The organism is Dehalobacter sp., assembly GCF_030063005.1.
In the GTDB taxonomy this organism is placed as follows: Bacteria; Bacillota; Desulfitobacteriia; order Desulfitobacteriales; family Syntrophobotulaceae; genus Dehalobacter; species Dehalobacter restrictus.
The window spans coordinates 44870-64456 of record NZ_JAPDHR010000021.1 but is presented as its reverse complement, the minus strand read 5'-3'; the positions used below and the strand labels follow the sequence as shown (position 1 = coordinate 64456).

Annotated in this window: 17 protein-coding genes; 16 read left to right on the top strand and 1 reads right to left on the bottom strand. The window is 45.3% G+C overall.

What is annotated here, in order from left to right:
* Nucleotide 1: 1 nt before the first annotated feature.
* The 6 genes from OKX56_RS07560 (at nt 2) to OKX56_RS07535 (ending at nt 9201) form a co-directional block, all read left to right on the top strand.
* A complete protein-coding gene (locus OKX56_RS07560) occupies nt 2-994 on the top strand; it encodes an ABC transporter substrate-binding protein (RefSeq protein WP_019225931.1) in 993 nt (330 codons plus the stop codon).
* A gap of 62 nt (nt 995-1056) precedes the next feature.
* On the top strand, nt 1057-3549 hold the full coding sequence (gene hypF / locus OKX56_RS07555; RefSeq protein ID WP_019225932.1) for a carbamoyltransferase HypF: 2493 nt from the start codon (nt 1057-1059) through the stop codon (nt 3547-3549).
* A 303-nt stretch (nt 3550-3852) separates the two neighbouring features.
* Nucleotides 3853-6900 (top strand): formate dehydrogenase-N subunit alpha, encoded by a 3048-nt coding sequence (gene fdnG, locus OKX56_RS07550; RefSeq protein WP_287896082.1) that lies wholly within the window; start codon nt 3853-3855, stop codon nt 6898-6900.
* 2 nt (nt 6901-6902) lie between these two features.
* On the top strand, nt 6903-7718 hold the full coding sequence (locus tag OKX56_RS07545) for a 4Fe-4S dicluster domain-containing protein (RefSeq protein WP_019225933.1): 816 nt from the start codon (nt 6903-6905) through the stop codon (nt 7716-7718).
* On the top strand, nt 7718-8398 hold the full coding sequence (locus OKX56_RS07540; protein ID WP_019225934.1) for a formate dehydrogenase subunit gamma: 681 nt from the start codon (nt 7718-7720) through the stop codon (nt 8396-8398). The genes OKX56_RS07545 and OKX56_RS07540 overlap by 1 nt, the downstream gene beginning before the upstream one ends.
* A gap of 59 nt (nt 8399-8457) precedes the next feature.
* Nucleotides 8458-9201 carry a formate dehydrogenase accessory protein FdhE domain-containing protein gene (locus tag OKX56_RS07535; RefSeq protein ID WP_051008276.1) on the top strand — a complete coding sequence of 248 codons (744 nt, stop codon included), beginning with the start codon at nt 8458-8460 and terminating at the stop codon, nt 9199-9201.
* A 104-nt stretch (nt 9202-9305) separates the two neighbouring features.
* Here the strand turns inward: OKX56_RS07535 and OKX56_RS07530 are convergent, their stop codons facing one another.
* The gene (locus tag OKX56_RS07530; RefSeq protein ID WP_287896081.1) at nt 9306-9404 is read right to left on the bottom strand and encodes a hypothetical protein; all 99 of its coding nucleotides are present in this window, start codon (nt 9402-9404) and stop codon (nt 9306-9308) included.
* Between the two features lie 299 nt (nt 9405-9703).
* Here OKX56_RS07530 and OKX56_RS07525 point away from each other — a divergent pair, with 299 nt between their 5' ends.
* From OKX56_RS07525 to yajC, 10 genes are all read left to right on the top strand, one after another.
* On the top strand, nt 9704-10468 hold the full coding sequence (locus OKX56_RS07525; protein ID WP_287896079.1) for a SurA N-terminal domain-containing protein: 765 nt from the start codon (nt 9704-9706) through the stop codon (nt 10466-10468).
* 12 nt (nt 10469-10480) lie between these two features.
* Nucleotides 10481-10993, top strand: a complete 513-nt coding sequence (locus tag OKX56_RS07520) for a hypothetical protein (protein ID WP_287896078.1) — start codon at nt 10481-10483, stop codon at nt 10991-10993.
* Nucleotides 10994-11562: 569 nt separating this feature from the next.
* Nucleotides 11563-12318 carry a YebC/PmpR family DNA-binding transcriptional regulator gene (locus OKX56_RS07515; protein ID WP_019225936.1) on the top strand — a complete coding sequence of 252 codons (756 nt, stop codon included), beginning with the start codon at nt 11563-11565 and terminating at the stop codon, nt 12316-12318.
* A 125-nt stretch (nt 12319-12443) separates the two neighbouring features.
* Nucleotides 12444-12941 (top strand): crossover junction endodeoxyribonuclease RuvC, encoded by a 498-nt coding sequence (gene ruvC / locus OKX56_RS07510; RefSeq protein ID WP_019225937.1) that lies wholly within the window; start codon nt 12444-12446, stop codon nt 12939-12941.
* Nucleotides 12938-13537 carry a Holliday junction branch migration protein RuvA gene (gene ruvA, locus OKX56_RS07505; RefSeq protein WP_019225938.1) on the top strand — a complete coding sequence of 200 codons (600 nt, stop codon included), beginning with the start codon at nt 12938-12940 and terminating at the stop codon, nt 13535-13537. Before ruvC ends, ruvA begins: the two co-directional genes overlap by 4 nt.
* Nucleotides 13538-14118: 581 nt before the next feature.
* Nucleotides 14119-15150 (top strand): Holliday junction branch migration DNA helicase RuvB, encoded by a 1032-nt coding sequence (gene ruvB / locus OKX56_RS07500; RefSeq protein ID WP_019225939.1) that lies wholly within the window; start codon nt 14119-14121, stop codon nt 15148-15150.
* Nucleotides 15151-15300: 150 nt separating this feature from the next.
* Nucleotides 15301-16659 (top strand): SpoIID/LytB domain-containing protein, encoded by a 1359-nt coding sequence (locus OKX56_RS07495; RefSeq protein WP_019225940.1) that lies wholly within the window; start codon nt 15301-15303, stop codon nt 16657-16659.
* A 6-nt stretch (nt 16660-16665) separates the two neighbouring features.
* Nucleotides 16666-17706 (top strand): tRNA preQ1(34) S-adenosylmethionine ribosyltransferase-isomerase QueA, encoded by a 1041-nt coding sequence (gene queA, locus OKX56_RS07490; RefSeq protein WP_019225941.1) that lies wholly within the window; start codon nt 16666-16668, stop codon nt 17704-17706.
* Between the two features lie 92 nt (nt 17707-17798).
* Entirely contained in the window at nt 17799-18920 is a 1122-nt protein-coding gene (gene tgt / locus OKX56_RS07485; RefSeq protein WP_019225942.1) for a tRNA guanosine(34) transglycosylase Tgt, read from the top strand.
* A gap of 185 nt (nt 18921-19105) precedes the next feature.
* Nucleotides 19106-19471 (top strand): preprotein translocase subunit YajC, encoded by a 366-nt coding sequence (yajC, locus tag OKX56_RS07480; RefSeq protein ID WP_019225943.1) that lies wholly within the window; start codon nt 19106-19108, stop codon nt 19469-19471.
* Nucleotides 19472-19587: the final 116 nt, after the last annotated feature.

Sequence of the window (19587 nt, the reverse complement as noted above, 5' to 3'; positions counted from 1 at the left end):
CATGAAGAAGTATCTTAAAATTTGTATTACTGTATTATTATCATTATTGCTGCTGATTTCGGTGACAGGCTGTCAGCCGAATACGGCCAAACAGCAGGAAAAACCAAAAATTATTAATATATCGTATTCGACGAAGCCTTTGAACGCCCCGGCAATTGTAGCACTGGAGAAAAAGATGTTTGAAGACGAATTTGCGAAGGATGAAATTCAGGTGAAGTGGTACGAATTGGAAGGTCCGGCAACAACGGAAGCCCTTGCTGGCAAATCAATTGATTTTGCCACATCACTGAATTATGTTTCGGCCATCATTTCGAATGCGAACGGCAACGATATTAAGATTCTTTCAAGCTATTCCAAGTTTCCGAAGGGGATCGGCCTGGTTGCAGCTAAAGGTGGCGAAATTGCATCCGTAGCGGATCTGAAGGGAAAAAAGGTCGCCCTGCAGAAGGGAACGATGCTGCATGAAATGCTGATCAAAGCGCTTGCCGAGGCAGGCATGTCTGCCAATGACGTAGAAATAATCAGCATGGCCTCAGCTGACGCGCTAAACGCGTTGCTGCAAAAACAAGTGGATGCTGCGGTCATCCCCGATCCGCTGCTGACCAAAGGGATTGCTTCCCAAAAAATCACCCTGATCCGGAATGCTGAAGGCCTTATCCTGGGTCAGGCTGTAATCGCCGCGCGAACAGAGTTTATTCAGAAGTACCCTGAAACAACAAAGCGTTTTCTGGAAATTCATCAGCAAATATTGGACTGGATCCAGGAAAATCAGGATGAGGCTTTGCGAATGACGACTGACGCCAATGGAATGGAGCTTAAAGCAGTAACTGCTTTATATCCGAAATTTGATTTTACAATGCCGATTGACAGTCAGGACATTGAAAAACTTAAAGAATCTGCTGAATTTCTCAAAGCGAATGGTTTTATCAAGTCCGATGTTGATCCCGACGAGCTGATCAATCATCTGGTTGATACCGGATATCTTCCCAAATAACCTTAGAGAAAAGACCCAATGTAAAAATAAGGATGATATTTCAAACAGAAGAGTGGTAAAACGTGATAAGAGCTGTAAAAATTCTGATCAACGGCATTGTTCAGGGTGTCGGCTTCAGGCCGTTTATTTTTAAACTTGCCCGGGAGCTGGACATTAAAGGCTGGGTAAACAATTTCAGCGGCGGAGTCGAGATTCAGGCTGAAGGGGAACGGGTGGAAGACTTTATTCGCAGAATCAGAGCAGACCAGCCGGCTTTGGCTGTGATCGTTTCGCTGGAGATAACAGAGATCCCGGTTCAGCATTACCGGGAGTTCACGATCACAGAAAGCAGGGAGTCCGAAGACAAGGATGTTTTGATCTCCCCGGATGTTGCAGTATGCAGGGACTGCCTGCAGGAGATGTTTCACAGTAAGGACCGGCGCTACCTCTATCCGTTTATTAATTGTACCAATTGCGGTCCGCGCTACACAATTATTAAGGATCGGCCTTATGACCGCGAGAAAACGACCATGGCGGGTTTTCAGATGTGCCCGGAATGCCATCAGGAATATCAGGATCCGCTGGACAGGCGGTTTCATGCTCAGCCGACTGCTTGTGCGGTCTGCGGGCCAGCACTTAAACTACTGGATTGTACAGGCAATGAAATTAGCGGCAACGGGATCGGCATTAACTTGCTGCAGGAAGGCGCGATTCTGGCCGTCAAAGGTCTTGGCGGCTTTCATCTTGTCTGTGATGCCTGCAATGATGAGGCGGTCAGCAGATTGCGCCGGGTCAAAGAGCGCGGAGCAAAACCATTTGCTGTCATGGCCAGGAATATTGAAACCGCCCTCAAAGAGGTGACCATAACGGAGCTCGAAAGATCGACGCTTGCCGGTCCCTCTGCACCAATTGTCCTGCTGCCGCGAAAGAAGAATAGGAATAGCCGGATTTCTCCGCAAACGGCACCCGGCCTTCAATCACTTGGCATCATGCTGCCGTATACACCGGTTCATCATCTGCTCTTTCAGGGGACCTATGATTATCTCGTGATGACCAGCGCAAACCTGAGTGGACAGCCTTTAATCTATGACAATCAGGAAGCGTTGGCAGGACTAAGCGGAATTGCAGATTATTTTCTTCTAAACAACAGAGATATTTATCATCCGTGTGATGACTCAGTCATGCAGATGATCGGGGATCGAATGATCTTTATCCGTAGGGCCAGGGGCTATGTGCCGCTGCCGCTATTTTTAAAACAGGAGATCAAAACAACGATTGTCGGTCTGGGCGGAGAAATGAAAAATGCTTTCTGCCTTGCTTCCGGAAAGATGGCTTTCATGAGCCAGTATATTGGAGATATGCATGGATATGAAAATTTGGAACGATTTGAACAGGAGTTATACTCCTTTCAGAAAGTAACGAGCATCGTTCCGCGAAAAGCTGCTTATGATATGCATCCGGAATATTCGACGACCCGGATTGCCCGGTCGATGGATTGCCCGAAATTTCGCGTTCAGCACCATCATGCCCATCTCGTCAGCGTGATGGCTGAACATGGGATGGATGATCCGATGCTCGGCCTGATTTGCGACGGGACAGGTTATGGCGAGGACGGCAGGATCTGGGGCTTTGAGTATCTTTTCGGAAATCAGGAAGGCTATGAGCGCAAAGCACACCTTGAATACTTGCCCTTGCCCGGCGGCGATGCCGGAGCCAAATATCCGCTCAGGATTGCCTATGCTTACCTGAAGAAACTTATGACGCAAGAAGAATGGCAGCAGACGGAACCGCTTTGGACAAAATTATCTTCTCAGGAAAAGAATATCCTGGATGGCCAGCTTCGAAGCGGATTCCAGCTGTTTGAAACTTCCAGCGCAGGACGCCTCTTTGACGCGGTCAGCGGTATGCTCGGAATTTGTACAGAAGTGACATACGAGGGACAGGCAGCGATTGAACTGGAGAGTGTGGCCGAGAAATGGCTGGAAGACGGAAATACGGGTACACAAAAAAACCGGAACGAATTCCTAGAAATAACGCTGCAAGCTTCAATGAGGGTCAAGGCGTTGGCCGCTCTCTTGGACCAATACGAGAAAACCGGTCAGACAAATGCAGAGGGACGCTTGCGTCTTATTGAGCAATATAACGAAATGGCCGGCAGGACAGATGGAAGTTTCTGTCCGGACTTATATCCGGCTTTATATCCAGCCTGTCTGGAGATTTCAGGTGAACCGCAGCCCGGTGTTCTTCACGTAAAAGTGGGGAGCCTCTTAAAAGAGATCTCCAACGATGTGCTGCTTCAGAAAGACCCTGGGGAAGCTGCGCTTAGATTTCACTATTCTTTAGCGTGTCAGATGCTAGAAACGGCGTTGTTTATTGGTCTTGAAAACAAAAAACTGCCGATTGCAGGGGGTGTTTTTCAAAATAAGCTGTTGACCGAGATTCTACTGTTCTTGGCGGGAGAGATCGGGGTAGAGATCCTTTACCCGCAGAAACTCCCGTCTGGGGACGGCGGTCTTGCCTTCGGTCAGGTGCTGATTGCAAATGAGGCACTTAAGAAGGAACCAGTCAGCAATTGACCCTTATTTTACATCTTAGTCGATATTAGTCGCAAGAAAACGCTTCAAATAGAAATTTGAGGCGTTTTTTTTTGCGAACCAAGGAGACTAAAAAGCGGTGACGGCCACAGAGGAACCAAAAATGTTAAGACGTTTGACAAGTATTCGCAAAAAAAGCCCAATTCTGTTAAGTAATTAACAATACTTGATTAATTTCCTATGTCAGTTTAATATTAATGACATTGCAGGTTAGAATATTCAGAAAATTTAAAAACTTGCAAAAAGTAAAAATTGTTGTGTTAAAAAAAGTAAAGGAGGAGAAAAATGGATTTATCAAGACGTAATTTCCTGAAACTATCAGGAGCTTCCTTGGCTTCGCTGGCGCTTGGCCTTGGTTTTGATCCCGACCTCGCTCAGGCTCAGGGATATGCACTTAAGATTGAAGGTACAAAAAAAATTCCGAGCATTTGCCATTTTTGTTCCGGAGGGTGCGGCTTGCTTCTCTATATCAAAGATGAAAAGCTGGTGTATTTAGCCGGGGATCCCGATCATCCGACCAATAACGGGGCACTTTGTTCTAAGGCAGCCAGCTTGAGAGAAGTTGCCTATTCTGAGGCTCGGATTACGAAACCGATGTATCGTGCTCCGGGGGCAAATGAATGGCAGGAAATATCCTGGGACGAGGCTATCGACAAAGTAGCCAAAAAAGTCAAAGATGTCAGGGAGAAAACCTGGAAGGCTGATGCCGATGTCATTAACGCAGCTACAGGGAAGACCGAGAAACTCGCTGTCAACAGGGCTGAGGGGATTGCTGTTCTAGGATCGGCTGAAATCGATAATGAAGAATCCTACTTAGTTAAAAAACTATCAATGCTTTTAGGGACGCCCTATAACGAACATCAGGCCCGGATATGACACGCGCCCACGGTGGCAAGTTTGTCACCTTCATTTGGCCGTGGTGCCATGACCAATTCCTGGCCGGATCTGATGAATGCTGAACTATTCTTAATTGCAGGCTCAAATTGTGCCGAAAACCATCCCATTGCTATGAGGTGGATCAATAAGGCCAAGGAGCGCGGAGCAAAAGTGATTGTGGTTGATCCCCGTTTTACACGGACAGCCTCGCAGGCAGATATATTTGCTCAGATTCGCCCGGGTACAGATATTGCCTATCTGGGGGCTATCATCAATTATATATTGGAAAATGAGCTCTATGATCACGATTATGTCCTTAACTACACAAATGCTCTGTACAAAATAAGCAAGGATTTTCAATTCAAGGATGGACTATTTTCCGGATTTGACCCCGAAAAGAAAAAATACAAAACCGATAGTTGGGGTTATCAGCTAGACGAATCTAACAAACCGGTTAAAGCTCTGGTCCTTACTGATCCTGACAGCGTCTTCAGCAAATTGAAAGAGCATTATTCCCGTTATGATATGAAAACTGCTGAGAATATTACAGGGATACCTGCATCAAAAATTAAGGAAATTGCTGATGCTTTCTGCAGTGCCAAACCCGCGTCCATCCTTTATGCATTGGGGATGACCCATCACACAACGGGCGTGCAAGGTATCCGGTGTTACGGCATTATCCAGCTGTTGACGGGCAATATCGGCAAAGCGGGAGGCGGTATCAACGCTTTGCGCGGCGAGCCGAATGTCCAGGGTTCCACGGATATGGCCAATCTCTATAATAATCTGCCAGGTTATCTTCCGGCCCCCTCCCATTCCGACAAGACACTCAAAGATTATTTGGTACGAAACGGCTCCAACCGGGAAAAACATCTCGTATCGTTATTGAAGGCCTGGTTCGGAGATAAAGCGACCAAGGAAAACGACTATTGTTTCAATTATCTGCCAAAGTATGATTCCAATGTTAATTCAAGTTTGGTTCGAATTTGGGATGCGGTGAATAAAGGCCAATTCCAGATGATGTTGAATATTGGCTCCAATTCATTGGTATCCGTACCAAACCTCGAAGTGGTCCGCCAGGCTTTGCCCAAACTAGAGATGTTGGTTGTCTCTGATCTATTTGAAATTGAGACTGCCCAGTTCTGGCGGGAGCCCGGTGTTGATCCATCTAAAATTATGACGGAAGTAATCTTTTTACCGGCTGCCTTTGTCTATGAAAAAGACGGGACGCTGACGAACTCAGGCCGCTGGGTTCAGTGGAAGGATGCAGCACTCAAGCCCCTTGGCGAATGCAAACCGGATTTGGATATGCTCGATCTGTTGTATAAGCGGGTGAAAAGCTTATATGAAGGCAGTACTGATCCCAAAGACAGACCGATTCTCGATGCGCGCTGGGATTACGGCCATGAGCCGAAAGCGCTTAAGGTTTTGCAGGAATTAAACGGCTATGATGAAACAAGCGGAGAATTATTGCCGACATTAGCCGATTATCTCAAAGCACCGGTCGGGTCAGTATCTACCGGATGCTGGATTTATGCCGGTGTTACCGGGAAAGGCAATTTGGCTGCACGCCGGGGAGATGCAGATCCCTCTGGGCTTGGATTGTTCCGCGAATGGAGCTTTGCTTGGCCGGGAAATATCCGTATTTTATACAATCGTGCATCCTGTGATGCCCAGGGACAGCCTGTGGATCCCAAACGCAAATTAATTTGGTGGGATGCGGCCAAAAATGTTTGGGCCGGCAATGACGGTGCTGACGTAGTCGACAAGACCAAAGGGCCTGACACTCCGGAAGGAAAGCTGGCTTTCCGTATGAATCCGGAAGGAGTAGGGCGTTTGTTTGCAGGCAAATATACAAGCGGGATACCAACAACGCCTTCAGCAGACGGCAAACCGGTTGGCGGCGTGAATGTAGGAGGGATCTGCAACGATGGTCCGCTACCAGAGTTTTACGAGCCGGTGGAAAGCCCTGCGGAAAATATCTTCCATCCGAATGTATCAAGCAATCCGATTGTGGCAATGCCCAAAACATTGCCCGATGTTCAGAAGGTTGGTAACCGTAAAGATTATCCCTATGTGCTGACGACGTATGGCGTAAGCGAACACTTCTGTGCCGGCGGTATCACCCGCAACATTCCGATGCTGAACGAACTGATGCCGGAACCTTTTGCAGAAATCAGCAAAAACCTTGCAGCAAAAATTGGCGTACAAGATGGAGATCGCGTTGAAATATCCTCGGCACGCGGCAAGGTTGAGATTCGTTGTCTTGTCACAGACCGCATTCAGTCGTATGAGGTACATGGACAGCCGACCGAAACGATCGGTGTACCTTGGAGTTGGGGTTTTGCATCTTTAAATCCTGGATCAAGCATCAATGAAGTAACCATCGGCGTAATTGACCCGACAGCAGGAACACCCGAATATAAATGTTGTCTGGTCAATATAAGGAGGGCTTAGAGATGGCAAAAAAAATGATTTTGGTGGACGGATCCAAATGTACCGGCTGCAAAGCCTGTTCAGCAGCCTGCAAGGAATGGAATGATCTTCCGACTGAAAAAACCTCTCTCGTCAAAAGTTATCAGAGTATGGCCGGTTTTACACCAAACACCTATACGTATGTAACATTTGAGGAAAAGTATGAAAATAATAACATGCACTGGCTGATGCGCAAGGCGCAGTGTTTCCACTGCGAGGATCCCTCCTGCCTGAAAGCGTGTTCTTCAAGTGCCATATCTAAAACAGATTCCGGGTTTGTGGTCATTGATCAAGATAAATGTATTGGATGCGGGTACTGTGCGCAGTATTGTCCATTTCACGTGCCGAAGGTTGACGAAAGCACCAAAAAGGCGAACAAATGCACCGGCTGTGTTGCGAGAGTAGAAAACAATCTTTCGCCGTCTTGTGTAGCAATTTGCCAACCAGGGGCCCTGTCCTACGGTGATTATGATGCAATGATGGCTACAGCCCAGGCCCGGTTGGCTGAAGTTAAAAAGAAGTTCCCCAACGCTAATCTTTATGGTCAGAATGGGCAGGCAGGTACAACCTACCGCTATATTTTGCTCGATGCACCTGCTGCCTATGGACTGCCTGAAAATCCATCGACCGATTTATCGCTTTATCTATGGAAAGATATTATCCGGCCGATTGGCAAAATTGTGATGGGAGGCGCTGCTGCGGCAGTTGTAGCTGGAGTAGTGATTAATGCGGTCAAGGGGAATTATCAAAAAGAACCTTTTGAAGACCACCATCAAATGAAGAAGGAGGAGAAAATGTAATGGCTGTTCAAAAACCAAATTCACCTCGAGTTCCCGGCAAAATTCTACGGTTTACCAAAGGGGAAAGATTGAGCCATTGGGTTCATGTCGTAAGCTTTTTTGTTCTCCTCCTTACAGGGTGGGGAATATTGTCCGAATTTTTCCGGCCGACCTTAATGATATTTGGTGGCGTCGATGTTTCCCGGATCCTCCACAGGGTTTTTGCCGTGATCTTTGTGGTGGTCATTGTGGCTATGTTTTTTGTCAAAGACCCGAAATATCACTGGGAATGGCTACGTTCTGCTTTCCGGTTTACGAAAGCGGATATCCAACATATCATGGCTTTTCCTAAGGAGTTTTTTGGAGGACACGCCAACTATCCGGCCCAAGGTAAGTTCAGCGGCGGAGAAAAGATTAACTCTCTGATTACGATCCTGGGTTCCGCATTCATCATCTTGAGCGGATTTATCATGTGGTTCCCTCAGGTTTTTCCTGATCAGTTGGTCCGGATAGCTTATCCCGTTCACGATCTGGCGATGTTTATGATGGTTACAGCATTGATGGGACATCTCTATTTGGCTTTGCTCCACCCAGTATCAAGGGTTGCTCTGGAGGGTATGGTAAAGGGATACGTTCCGGAAAAATTTGCGCAGGCGCATCACGCCGCCTGGTATGAAGAGGTCAAGGAGCAAGAGAAATAGTCGAAAGCCGGAACCGGTACGGTGAAATCATTTGGACACTGTCTTAACCTTTGGGAGGGATGTACTTGGGTACTGAAAAGACCGATGGAGGACAAGCAACAAGTTTGTCTGCTGTCAAAGAGAATTATTTAAAAATGAGAGCAGAGATCACTGCCTGGCAAAAAGAAAACAACCTGAAGGATTTGAAATTACCGTCGAGATCCGGGCAGTATCCATTATTCACCATCAATGATTTGCCGGAAAACGCCATCATTGATTTATGGGACAGGTTGAACATTGTTGCGGAAGAAAAGATAGACCACTCCAAACTTGCCGTTCTCCAAGATGAGTTCAGCGCAGGTCGTATTCAAGGAAACGAACCTCTTTTCAGCCGTCTGAGCTTAGCAATAGCTGGGGTAGCTCAAGCGGTATATCAGCAACTGCCTATCTCTGCAAGTGTGGATGATCAGCCAATGTGCCCATGTCCGGTTTGTGGTGAAGATAATCTTATGACAACATTGGATGCGTTGAATGGAAAACGCTTTCTACATTGTCTTGTCTGCGGAAACGAGAGGCCAATAAAAATATCGGGCTGCATACACTGCGGCAGTGAAAATTCTTCTCAACAAACGTATCTCAATTCTGCCGAGTTTCCTGGAGTGGAGGTTGTTGTCTGTTTAGATTGCGGCCAATATTTTAAAGAAATCGATTTGCGCGAACGGAGAGTCGAGGATTTAGATTGGGAGAATATACGTACACTGCCCCTTCATTACGCAGCCGAACAATGGATTTTAAAGAACAGACCGACAATGAGCTTAAACTGAATAAGCGAGACAGATAAGAGGAAAGGGAGCGTAACGAAAACTTTAATGTTTCGGTTGCGCTCCCTCATTCGTTCAATAAAAAATTCATACAGGTAGATCCTTTATCACAAGACTACCGCCATCTTTCTCATATTATGAGCGACACAGTGCAATCCACACTCAATCTTAACCTTTTCTAGCTCTTTTAATAGAAATCTTTGCATACCATGATTTCTCACCAAAGACAATTTCAAACCTTGACAGGTTTCAAGCTTCTCATATCTAATATGTTATACATCAATTAGCGTGAATTAAAAAACCAATTCCAACAAAGGCCAGTCAACATAGAAGTTGTATAATTTAGACTAACATGGAATAAAAAAAGTGAATATTGTAATTTATTGAAATTCAAAATTATTAATTTGAAATAATAAGAAAATAAAATAAGATATTACAAAATTTTCGATATTTTTAAAATTAAGTTTGATATGCTTTGATTATTAAAAAAGGAGGTATTCTATAAGTGAACAAAAAATTAATAATCATTGGTGTTTTATTAGCTGGTATCGTAGGTTCGTTTGGTTTATACAACCAACAATCTTATGCTGATGAAACAAAAAGCGCACAAAAGCTAAGTCAACTAGCCGGTGAGTATGTCAAGAATAACCCAGAGTTAATTTCAAAATCCGTAGTATCAATAGATTCATCAAATCCATCAAAAAAAGTTATCTTTGACCCCGAAGAGATAATTGCAACAATTGATTCGCTTAAAATAACAAAAGGAGAAATTGAGTTTAGGAAAGGATTAAGGATTGCTAGTGGAACAGAAAACGCAGATGATAAATCAGTTTTCAATACGCTTGTTGAAGAAAAGCTAATCATTAACTACGCAATTAAAAATGGTGTTTTTCCATCAGAAGAGAAAGTAAATAACTTTATACAATCGGAGAAAGCAATATATGAACAAGATGTTGAAAATAAACAAATGATTGATTCTTTTTGTTCAGCAGCAAATATGACGATTGATCAATACTGGGATGTTTATGAATATTACAACGCTTTTCGTATAGTGACTTTCAAAAATGCTTATGATAAAGCAATTGAATTAGCAGTAAATAATGGGGACTTACCAGCCTTAGGTAATGACAATCAAGCCAATTCTGAGATTATAAAAAAATACAAAGAATATTGGGATAACCTTAAAAAAGAACTAAAGAGTATTACTACTATAAAAGTTCAACAACAAGATTATAATCTTGTTGTTGATAAGTCGAAATTATATTTTTAAGGTGGTGTAAAAATGAAAAAACGTTTATTTTTAATTTTTATGACGTTAGTATTAAATTTACTCTTAGTAGATAATGTGTTTGCAACTATGATAAGTGCAGATGGTTATAAAATATATACTGGATGGAATGCTGACTATGGACTAAAGAGTTTTAAAATAGAAACAAGTTACGATGGAAACCAGTATACTCAATCTAATATTCAATATGTAGATGGACATCAATATATTGCCTACATGATAAATAATTATAATCCTGAAATTTTCACTGGACAAGCTTCTATGCAGAATCTACAATTAATTAACTCAAGTGGTAGTACTGTATCGACTTTAACAACGGGTAATTTTTACCCTGGATGGCTTTACTCCTATTTATTTCCAAGTAATGCCGTGATCTTTAAATCAATGTATAGCTATTCTTGGTTGCAAGGCCCAGCCGGGAACTATACGGCAAAAGTGACAACCATATATACTAATCCAGACTATGGTATAGCTGGAACATATTCATGCTCTTCCTCGACTTTTTAAACTCTTAATATTTTTTTCATAGTCTGTAAAAACAGGAAGTATTTAGCGTATAAGCCTTTGCGATATACGCTATTTTTTCTGCAGTTTCAAGATGGATTCTAAAAATCCGCTGATACATTTAAATCAAGTAATTATAGGGGGTTAAGGTGGAATCCATAGTTGAAAATCTGCAACTCTGGGAGCAACTAATAAAAGAACGCATTAAAACAGGTATGACGATCGGGAGAATGGTGTAAAAAATTGTATGGGCAAGTATCGGTCTCAACTACTGATTTCCAGATATTCTTTAAAAACAGCGTTATTGCAGGGACACGTATCATTTTGATCAGATGAGAGCTTGCTATGCTGAAGATTCCCTAATTAAAACAGCATGGTTCCGCGGTACCAGTAAAGAGTTTAATTCGATGACCGAAGAATTTGAAAGCGCTTTCAAATTCTTCAAATTCAGAAATTTTGCCGCATGGAAGATTTATAACGAAAGACTTGAGATTAATCATTGATTTTTTTTGCCTGAGTTCCCGCTACATGGTAAAATATATAGGCTATAATGTATCAGGGAGGAATTCGGAGTGTCAGGTCATTCCAAATGGGCGAATATAAAACATAAAAAAGCTAAAACCGATGCCATTAAAGGCCGGATTTTCACAAAATTAGCCAGAGAGATCATGGTGGCCGCACGTGCGGGTGGTGCAGACCCGAACGGGAACTTTAGGTTAAAAATTGCGATTGATAATGCCAAGGCAGCCAACCTGCCGAATGACAATATTCAGCGCGCGATCCAAAAAGGTGCCGGAGCAGGGGAAGGCGCTAATTATGAAGAACTGCGTTACGAAGGCTATGGTCCCGGCGGAGTAGCGATCATGGTGGAGCTGATGACGGACAACAGGAACCGGACAGCATCAGAGATGCGTCATCTTTTCTCAAAAAACGGCGGCAACCTTGGAGAAACCGGCAGTGTCAGCTGGATGTTCACAGAAAAAGGACAGCTTGATGTACCGAAAGAAGATTTAAAGATGGATGAAGATGAAATCATGCTTCTGGCGCTTGAAGCAGGTGCAGAGGATGTCGCGTCTGAAGATGAGAGCTACGAAATCTTCACCGAGCCGGACAGCATGCAGGAAGTCAGACAGGTGCTGCTGGATAGTAAGATACCGATTGAAAATGTGGCCATCAATCTGATTCCGGTCAACCGCGTCGAGATTGCCGATATTGAACAAGCGAAAAAGATCATTAAGTTGATTGATTCGTTGGAAAGCCATGATGATGTTCAGAAGGTCTATACAAACTTTGATCTTGCCGAATCACTGGAAGATGCTGATCTCTAAACCGTATCTTCCGCCTCGATAGAACGAATTTAAAATTGAACATGGTACAGGTATAGGACGATAGGTACGATAAGCTTGACAAGATACTGGAATAATGGAATGCGGATCACAGAAGGAGCAAGAAGATGTTAATTCTTGGCATTGACCCGGGAACCGCCATTATGGGGTATGGATTAATCGAAAAAAATGGCCAAAAGCTTTCCCCGGTCACTTATTCCTGCTGGCGGACTCCGTCTGACTTGCCGATGCCGGATAGGCTCAGAATGCTTTATGAATCTCTGGAGGATTTCTTGGGAGAATATTCACCTGATGTGATGGCTGTCGAAGAATTGTTTTTTAACCGCAACACTACGACGGCAATTACGGTTGGACAGGCCAGGGGAGTCATTCTGCTAAGCGCTGCCCGCCGAAATATTGAAGTATCCGAATATACACCCTTGCAGGTCAAGCAGGCTGTGGTCGGATACGGTAAAGCAGATAAAAAGCAGATACAGTATATGGTCAAGGCAATCCTGTCGCTGCAGGAAACGCCTAAGCCTGATGACACGGCTGATGCACTGGCCATCGCCATATGTCATGCGCACAGTATGGGACGTCGGATAAATGGAGGAATGTTTAAATGATCGGAATGCTGCGGGGGACTGTGTGGACGGCCGAAGCGGACCGCCTGGTACTAGATGTCGGCGGCGTAGGCTATTTACTCCATGTTCCGGTAAGTTCAATGGTAAAGATCAGGCAGGGGGAAGAGACTGTCCTGCATACCCATTTAATCATGCGGGAAGATGATTTGTCTTTGTACGGCTTTTTGACCCGGGATGAAAAAGAGCTGTTTCTGCAGCTGCTCAGCGTAACCGGGATTGGTCCAAAGGCAGCACTGAGTATTTTGTCGGCTTTTTCTGTCAGTAAGATCAAGACGGCGATCGTCTGTGAGGATGTTTCTCAATTGACCGAAGTCCCCGGAATCGGCGGCAAAACTGCGAAGAGAATCATTCTGGAACTGAAAGAAAAGATCAAGGATGTTGATATTAAAGCCGGAACGGAAGATCTAGGCTCCTTTATTCCGGCCAACGATACCCTGGAGACACTGCTGGCTTTGGGCTTTTCCCGCTATGAAGCGCGTGACGCCCTGACTAGGGCGGAAAAGAGAGGACTGTCTTCCATGGAGGATCAGCTCAAAGAAGCACTTCGCTTATTGGCAGGACCATCAGAACATATGTGATACCCTTTGATATACTCGTACATGATTCCCAAATTACTTACACAAATTGTTGCTTATCTCTATATCTAAAACCATAATCAGGGCAAGTCTGTGGGCCACAATACCGCTTTTCGGCCGTTGTGCCATCCGTGGCACGCCGCTCCTTGCCGTCCATGGCACCGCGGCATTAGGCCATCCGTGGCCGTCAAAAGGCCGCGCTCCGCATCGTGCTCCGCTCACAGCGGAACTGTGGCCCCCAGACTAATCTTAGGTTTCCAAGCAGGTTGGCATGTTGGAAAGTCAGAATGAAGCTCATTCCTGTTGTAAAATAACATTTGACTACTACAACGATTCAGAAGCATAAACTTTGAAATTAAGCTTTTACTAGCTCCAGACTAAGTCTCCGTAATGGAAGACCGGCGTCAAGCGGAGCATGGATGCGCAGCGCGGCTTTTTGACGGCCACGGATGGCCTAATGTCGCGATGCCATGGATGGCAAGGAGCGACTCGTCATGGATGGCGCAATAGCCGAAAGCGGTCTTCCATTACGGAGACTTTACCCGAGCAATTTAAAAAAACATTGATTTGAAGGAGGAGAAAATTTGGAAAGAGTCATCACTTCCCTGGAGCGTCCTGAAGACCGGGAATTCGAAGCCTTAAGACCGGGCAGGCTGATGGAATATATCGGACAGGCAAGTATCAAAGAAAACTTAAGTGTCTTTATCCAGGCGGCCCAAAACAGGGGAGAGGCTCTCGACCATGTCCTTCTCTATGGTCCGCCCGGACTCGGCAAGACCACGCTGGCCAATATCATTGCGGCCGAGATGGGGGTCAATATCCGGACGACTTCCGGACCGGCGATTGAAAGGCCGGGAGATTTGGCGGCACTTTTGACATCACTCGAACCGCGCGATGTGCTGTTTATAGATGAGATCCACCGTCTAAGCAGGACAGCGGAAGAAGTCCTGTATTCCGCGATGGAAGATAACTGTCTGGATATCGTGATCGGTAAAGGGCCAAGCGCCCGTTCTATCAGGCTGTCCCTATCTCCGTTTACGCTGATCGGTGCGACGACCAGAGCCGGGCAGCTGACGTCTCCTTTGAGGGACAGGTTCGGGGTTATCAGTCGGCTGGAATTTTATACGACGGAGGAACTGCTGCAGATCGTCGTCAGGGCTTCCCGGATTCTGAAAGTGGATTTGTCATCGGACGGAGCGGAGGAGATTGCCAAGCGTTCCAGAGGGACACCGCGGGTCGCCAACAGGTTACTTAAAAGGGTAAGGGACTATGCGCAGTTCTGGGGAAGCAGGATTGTTGATTCTCAGACGGCAGCCAAAGCAATGGATAAGCTCGAAGTTGATCCGATGGGCCTGGACAGTCTGGATCAGAAAATTCTGCTGGCCATTATCCGGAATTTTGACGGAGGACCGGTCGGTCTGGAAACGCTGGCTGCTACTGTAGGTGAAGAGGCCGAGACCCTGGAAGATGTTGTGGAACCATTTTTGCTGCAGAGAGGTTTCCTGCAGCGGACACCAAGAGGAAGAATGGTAACGAACCAGGTCTACAGCTATTTTGGATTGGATCTTCCAGCGAATGTACAGACGGGACTTTTTTGTGAATCAGAAAGTAAATAGCTTTCTTGATTCATTTAAGGGCAAAATTTAGGCTTTCGCCAGCGTCAAAAGCTTGGCGTAAGCCAAGCTTTCTATAGGAAAATTATTGAATATACTGAACGATAGTTGGGCAATCTGTTTAACAGCCGGATAGTGAAGGAGTCGATTCGAATGTTTTTCCATGGCTGCGGTGTTAAACAGAGCGCTTTTTTGTCTAAAGCTTTTTGCCTATTATTTACTGTAATGCTTTTTTTGATTACCCTGACACCGAATGCAGCGCTTGCAAGGGAGGTAACTGTGAAGCTTGTCTGGCAGTTTCCTGAAACCGGCTGGTTGGAAATTGAAGTCAGAAAGGGCAGTTATACCCTCGACTATAATGATGTTAGCGTCAGTTTAACAGCCGGGGATCGCTGCCAGATCGGACAGAGCAGTATGGCAGATTTCCTGGCTGTCGGCGACCAGTTCGTGATTCTGGAGAAAAATAAAGTTAAGTTTACTTCTCAAGATCAGGGCGTTTTCCGGGTCAGAGAACCCGAAAAGGATTGGATCAGCTACCGCGGAAATCTTTCCATTGTGAAAGAAAACGGTTGCTGGAAGCTGTATAATTCACTTGAGCAGGAAGACTACTTGAAAGGCGTCGTTCCGATAGAGATGAGCAATGCCTGGGCCGCAAAAGGTTTCGAAGCCCTGAAAGCGCAGGCGGTCGCCGCAAGGACATATTTGCTGAAAAATATAAACGGTGGTGTTATCACGGATTCACCCGATATCCATCAGGCTTACCTCGGCAGATCAGTGGAAGGGGAAGCCAGCCAGGCGGTGACAGCAACGACGGGAGAGGTCCTGACTGATCAGGATACCGGCAGACCCATTTCAATTTTCTACTCTTCACATAACGGTGGTTATATGGAGGCCCCCCAGAATGTCTGGCAGAATCAGGACGCTCATTATACGTCCACTCCAGATCCGTTTTCCAACGGCATTGGAGGCTATACCGATCACTGGAGGTTTGTAATTGCCGCGGATGTTCTTGGAGAAGCTTTTGATCTCGCCCCGGTAAGACAGGTGAAGCTGGCGAAATATGTATCGGGCCGCGTATACCGTGTCGTGCTTCAAGACTGGTTAGGCAACGAAAAATTGGTATCCGGCGGAGATTTCGTTCGCAAGTTTTATCCTGAAGGACCTCTTTCAAATGATTCTTTCCTTGGAAGACTATTTCAGGTAGAATATATCATGCCTGTACTTCAGAAAAATACCCCGGAGACTCCGGAGATTTCTTTGACTGGGAATTCTTTGGCAGGGACCTCTGCGGAAGAAGGCACTGGTCCGCTGCTCTCCAGGATCAAAAGCTCCAATGACGGTATAGCAGAAAAACCTGGGATATACGGTGTATTTGTTTTCAACGGCAGGGGCTGGGGACACGGCGTAGGGATGTCCCAATGGGGTGCCTATGATATGGCAATGCAAGGTTATTCTTATCAGGATATCCTAAACTATTACTACAAAAATATTGATTTGGTGAAAATGGAGTAGCAGAGAATGAGGTTGGAGGATTTTGATTACGACTTGCCGGAAAGGCTGATTGCCCAAACGCCGGCAGAACCGCGGGATTCATCAAGGCTGATGCTGGTGGATAAAGCCAAAGGTGAAATATTTCATTACTTATTCCAGGATATTGTACAATTCTTCAATGCGGGAGACGTACTTGTCCTGAACAAGACCAGGGTGATTCCGGCCAGATTAATTGGGCAAAAAGAAGGTACCGGAGCAAAAATTGAGGTGCTCCTGCTGAAGAGAATAGACAGGGACCGCTGGGAAGTCCTGGTTAAGCCCGGCAAAAGGTTAAAACAGGGTCAAACCGTTGTTTTCGGGGGAGGACTTTTGCGCGGAGAACTGATCGGAATTCTTGACGACGGAAACAGGATCATTCATTTTACGTATTCCGGCTTGTTTGAGGAAGTCCTGGACAGTCTCGGCGAGATGCCTCTGCCTCCATATATCACAGCAAAATTAAACGATAAAGAGCGGTATCAGACTGTTTATGCCAAAGAAAACGGTTCGGCCGCGGCACCTACTGCAGGCCTGCATTTTACGGAAGAGCTGCTGCAGAGGATTAGGGACAACGGAGTCGAGGTTCTTGAAGTCCTGCTGCATGTCGGGCTGGGAACGTTTCGGCCGGTGAAGACGGAAGAAATCACCGAACACCAAATGCACACGGAGTATTTCAGCATAGATTCTGAGACTGCCGCCAAAATCTCTCTGGCCAAAAAAGAAGGCCGCAGGGTGATTGCGGTTGGGACAACCGTAGTCCGGACGTTGGAATCCGCAGCGGGACTTTGTCAGGATGCTTCCGGGAATGTGCTGTCCGAAACTGAAGGATGGACGGATATTTTTATCTACCCCGGATATCAATTCAAAATTGTCGATGCCTTAATCACGAATTTCCACTTTCCGCGCTCGACACTGCTGATGCTGGTTAGTGCATTTGCAGGCCGGGAAATGATTTTGGAAGCGTATCAGACCGCAGTCCGTGAGAAATATCGTTTCTTCAGTTTTGGGGACGCCATGTTTTTAGTTTAACATGGGAAAAATGCACGTATTCTAGTTCCGGTTGACACATGGGGAAGACCATGTTTCCGGGTTAATTTCACAAAAAGAGAGGAAGAAATGTTTTGGCGGCCGTTAAACTGGAAATACTAAAGAAAGACACCCGTACCAAGGCCCGTCTGGGAAGACTTCATACGCCTCATGGCATGATAGAGACGCCTGTGTTTATGCCGGTGGGAACTCAGGCTACCGTAAAATCTGTCAGCCCGGAAGAACTGAAGGCGCTCGGAGCCAACATGATCTTAAGCAATACCTATCATCTGTTTTTGCGTCCGGGTCATGAACTGATTAAACGCGCAGGCGGCCTGCACAAATTTATGAACTGGGATGGCGCGATTTTGACCGACAGCGGGGGGTTTCAGGTTTTCAGTCTCGGGGATTTACGGAAAATCACCGAAGAGGGAGTGGAATTCCGATCCCATCTTGATGGCTCCAAACAATTCTTAAGTCCGGAAAAAGCGACGGAAATTCAAATCGCTCTTGGTTCGGATATTGTGATGGCTTTTGATGAGTGCACGCCGTACCCGGCAAACCGGGAGTACACGAAAAAATCCGCTGAACGGACCTTCCGCTGGTTGAAGCGCTGCAAAAATACGCTGCCGACTACAGAAAAGCAGGCACTTTTCGGCATTGTTCAGGGCGGAATGTATGAGGATCTCCGCAAACAAAGCGCTCAGGAAATTACCGAACTCGATCTGCCAGGGTACGCGCTGGGAGGCTTGAGCGTCGGCGAACCTAAAGAAATGATGTACGAAGTGCTGGATTATACCGTTCCGCTGCTGCCCGAAGCTAAACCAAGATATCTGATGGGTGTGGGTTCACCTGATGATTTAATCGAGGGTGTCATGCGCGGCATTGATATGTTTGATTGTGTGCTGCCGACGCGTATTGCCCGAAATGGGACAGCAATGACGAGGTTTGGCAAGGTTGTGGTCCGTAATGCCACATATGCCGATGATTTTACGCCGATTGATCCTACCTGCAGCTGTTATACCTGTCAGAATTATTCCCGGGCGTATATCCGGCACCTGATCAAAGCGGATGAGATTTTCGGACACCGGCTGATGACGATCCATAACTTGCACTTTCTAACCCATTTAATGAAAGAGGTCCGCCAGGCGATTGCCGAAGACCAGCTTCCGGAATACCGGAAACAATTCTTTGCGGACTATGGTTATAAAAAATAAGACAATCATATGAAATGTATGTACAGATAATAAAGTTCTGAAAACTAGCTTAGAAATTAAGTTAAAATAGAAAAATTTAAATAGAAAATAATCTGAATACATGCTGAATTTGCGGAATAAAGATGATATAATGAAATGAAGTATGCATATTTAGGTAATTTACAATTAAGGGGGATTCTTTACTTATGGATCAAACCACGACAACGATGATGTATTTTGTACTATTTGTAGTTATGATTATCTTTATGTTTGTTTTGCCGAGCAGAAAGCAGAAACAAGAGCGGCAGAAACTGATGGAGTCCATTAAAATGAAGGCTAAAGTCACAACGATTGGCGGGATATTGGGCACCATTACCAAAATAAAAGAAGATACGCTTGTCATCAAGATCGCCAATAACGTTGAAATTGAAATACTGAAGTCCGCGATCAAAAGTGCTGAAGGCGGCAAAGATACACCTGTCAAGAGTAATAAGAAGAATAAGCCTGAACCTGAAGAAGAGGTTGAAGAGACTGAAGTAATCGATGAAGACAACGATGCTGAGGTTAAATAATAAACTGCGTTAAACAACAGTTCTGATTACGGAAATTTGTTATTGGCGAAGTTTGAAATCTATTGCATAGTATCCAAATATAAGCAAGTGCTGTAACACTTGCTTATAGCTTTGAA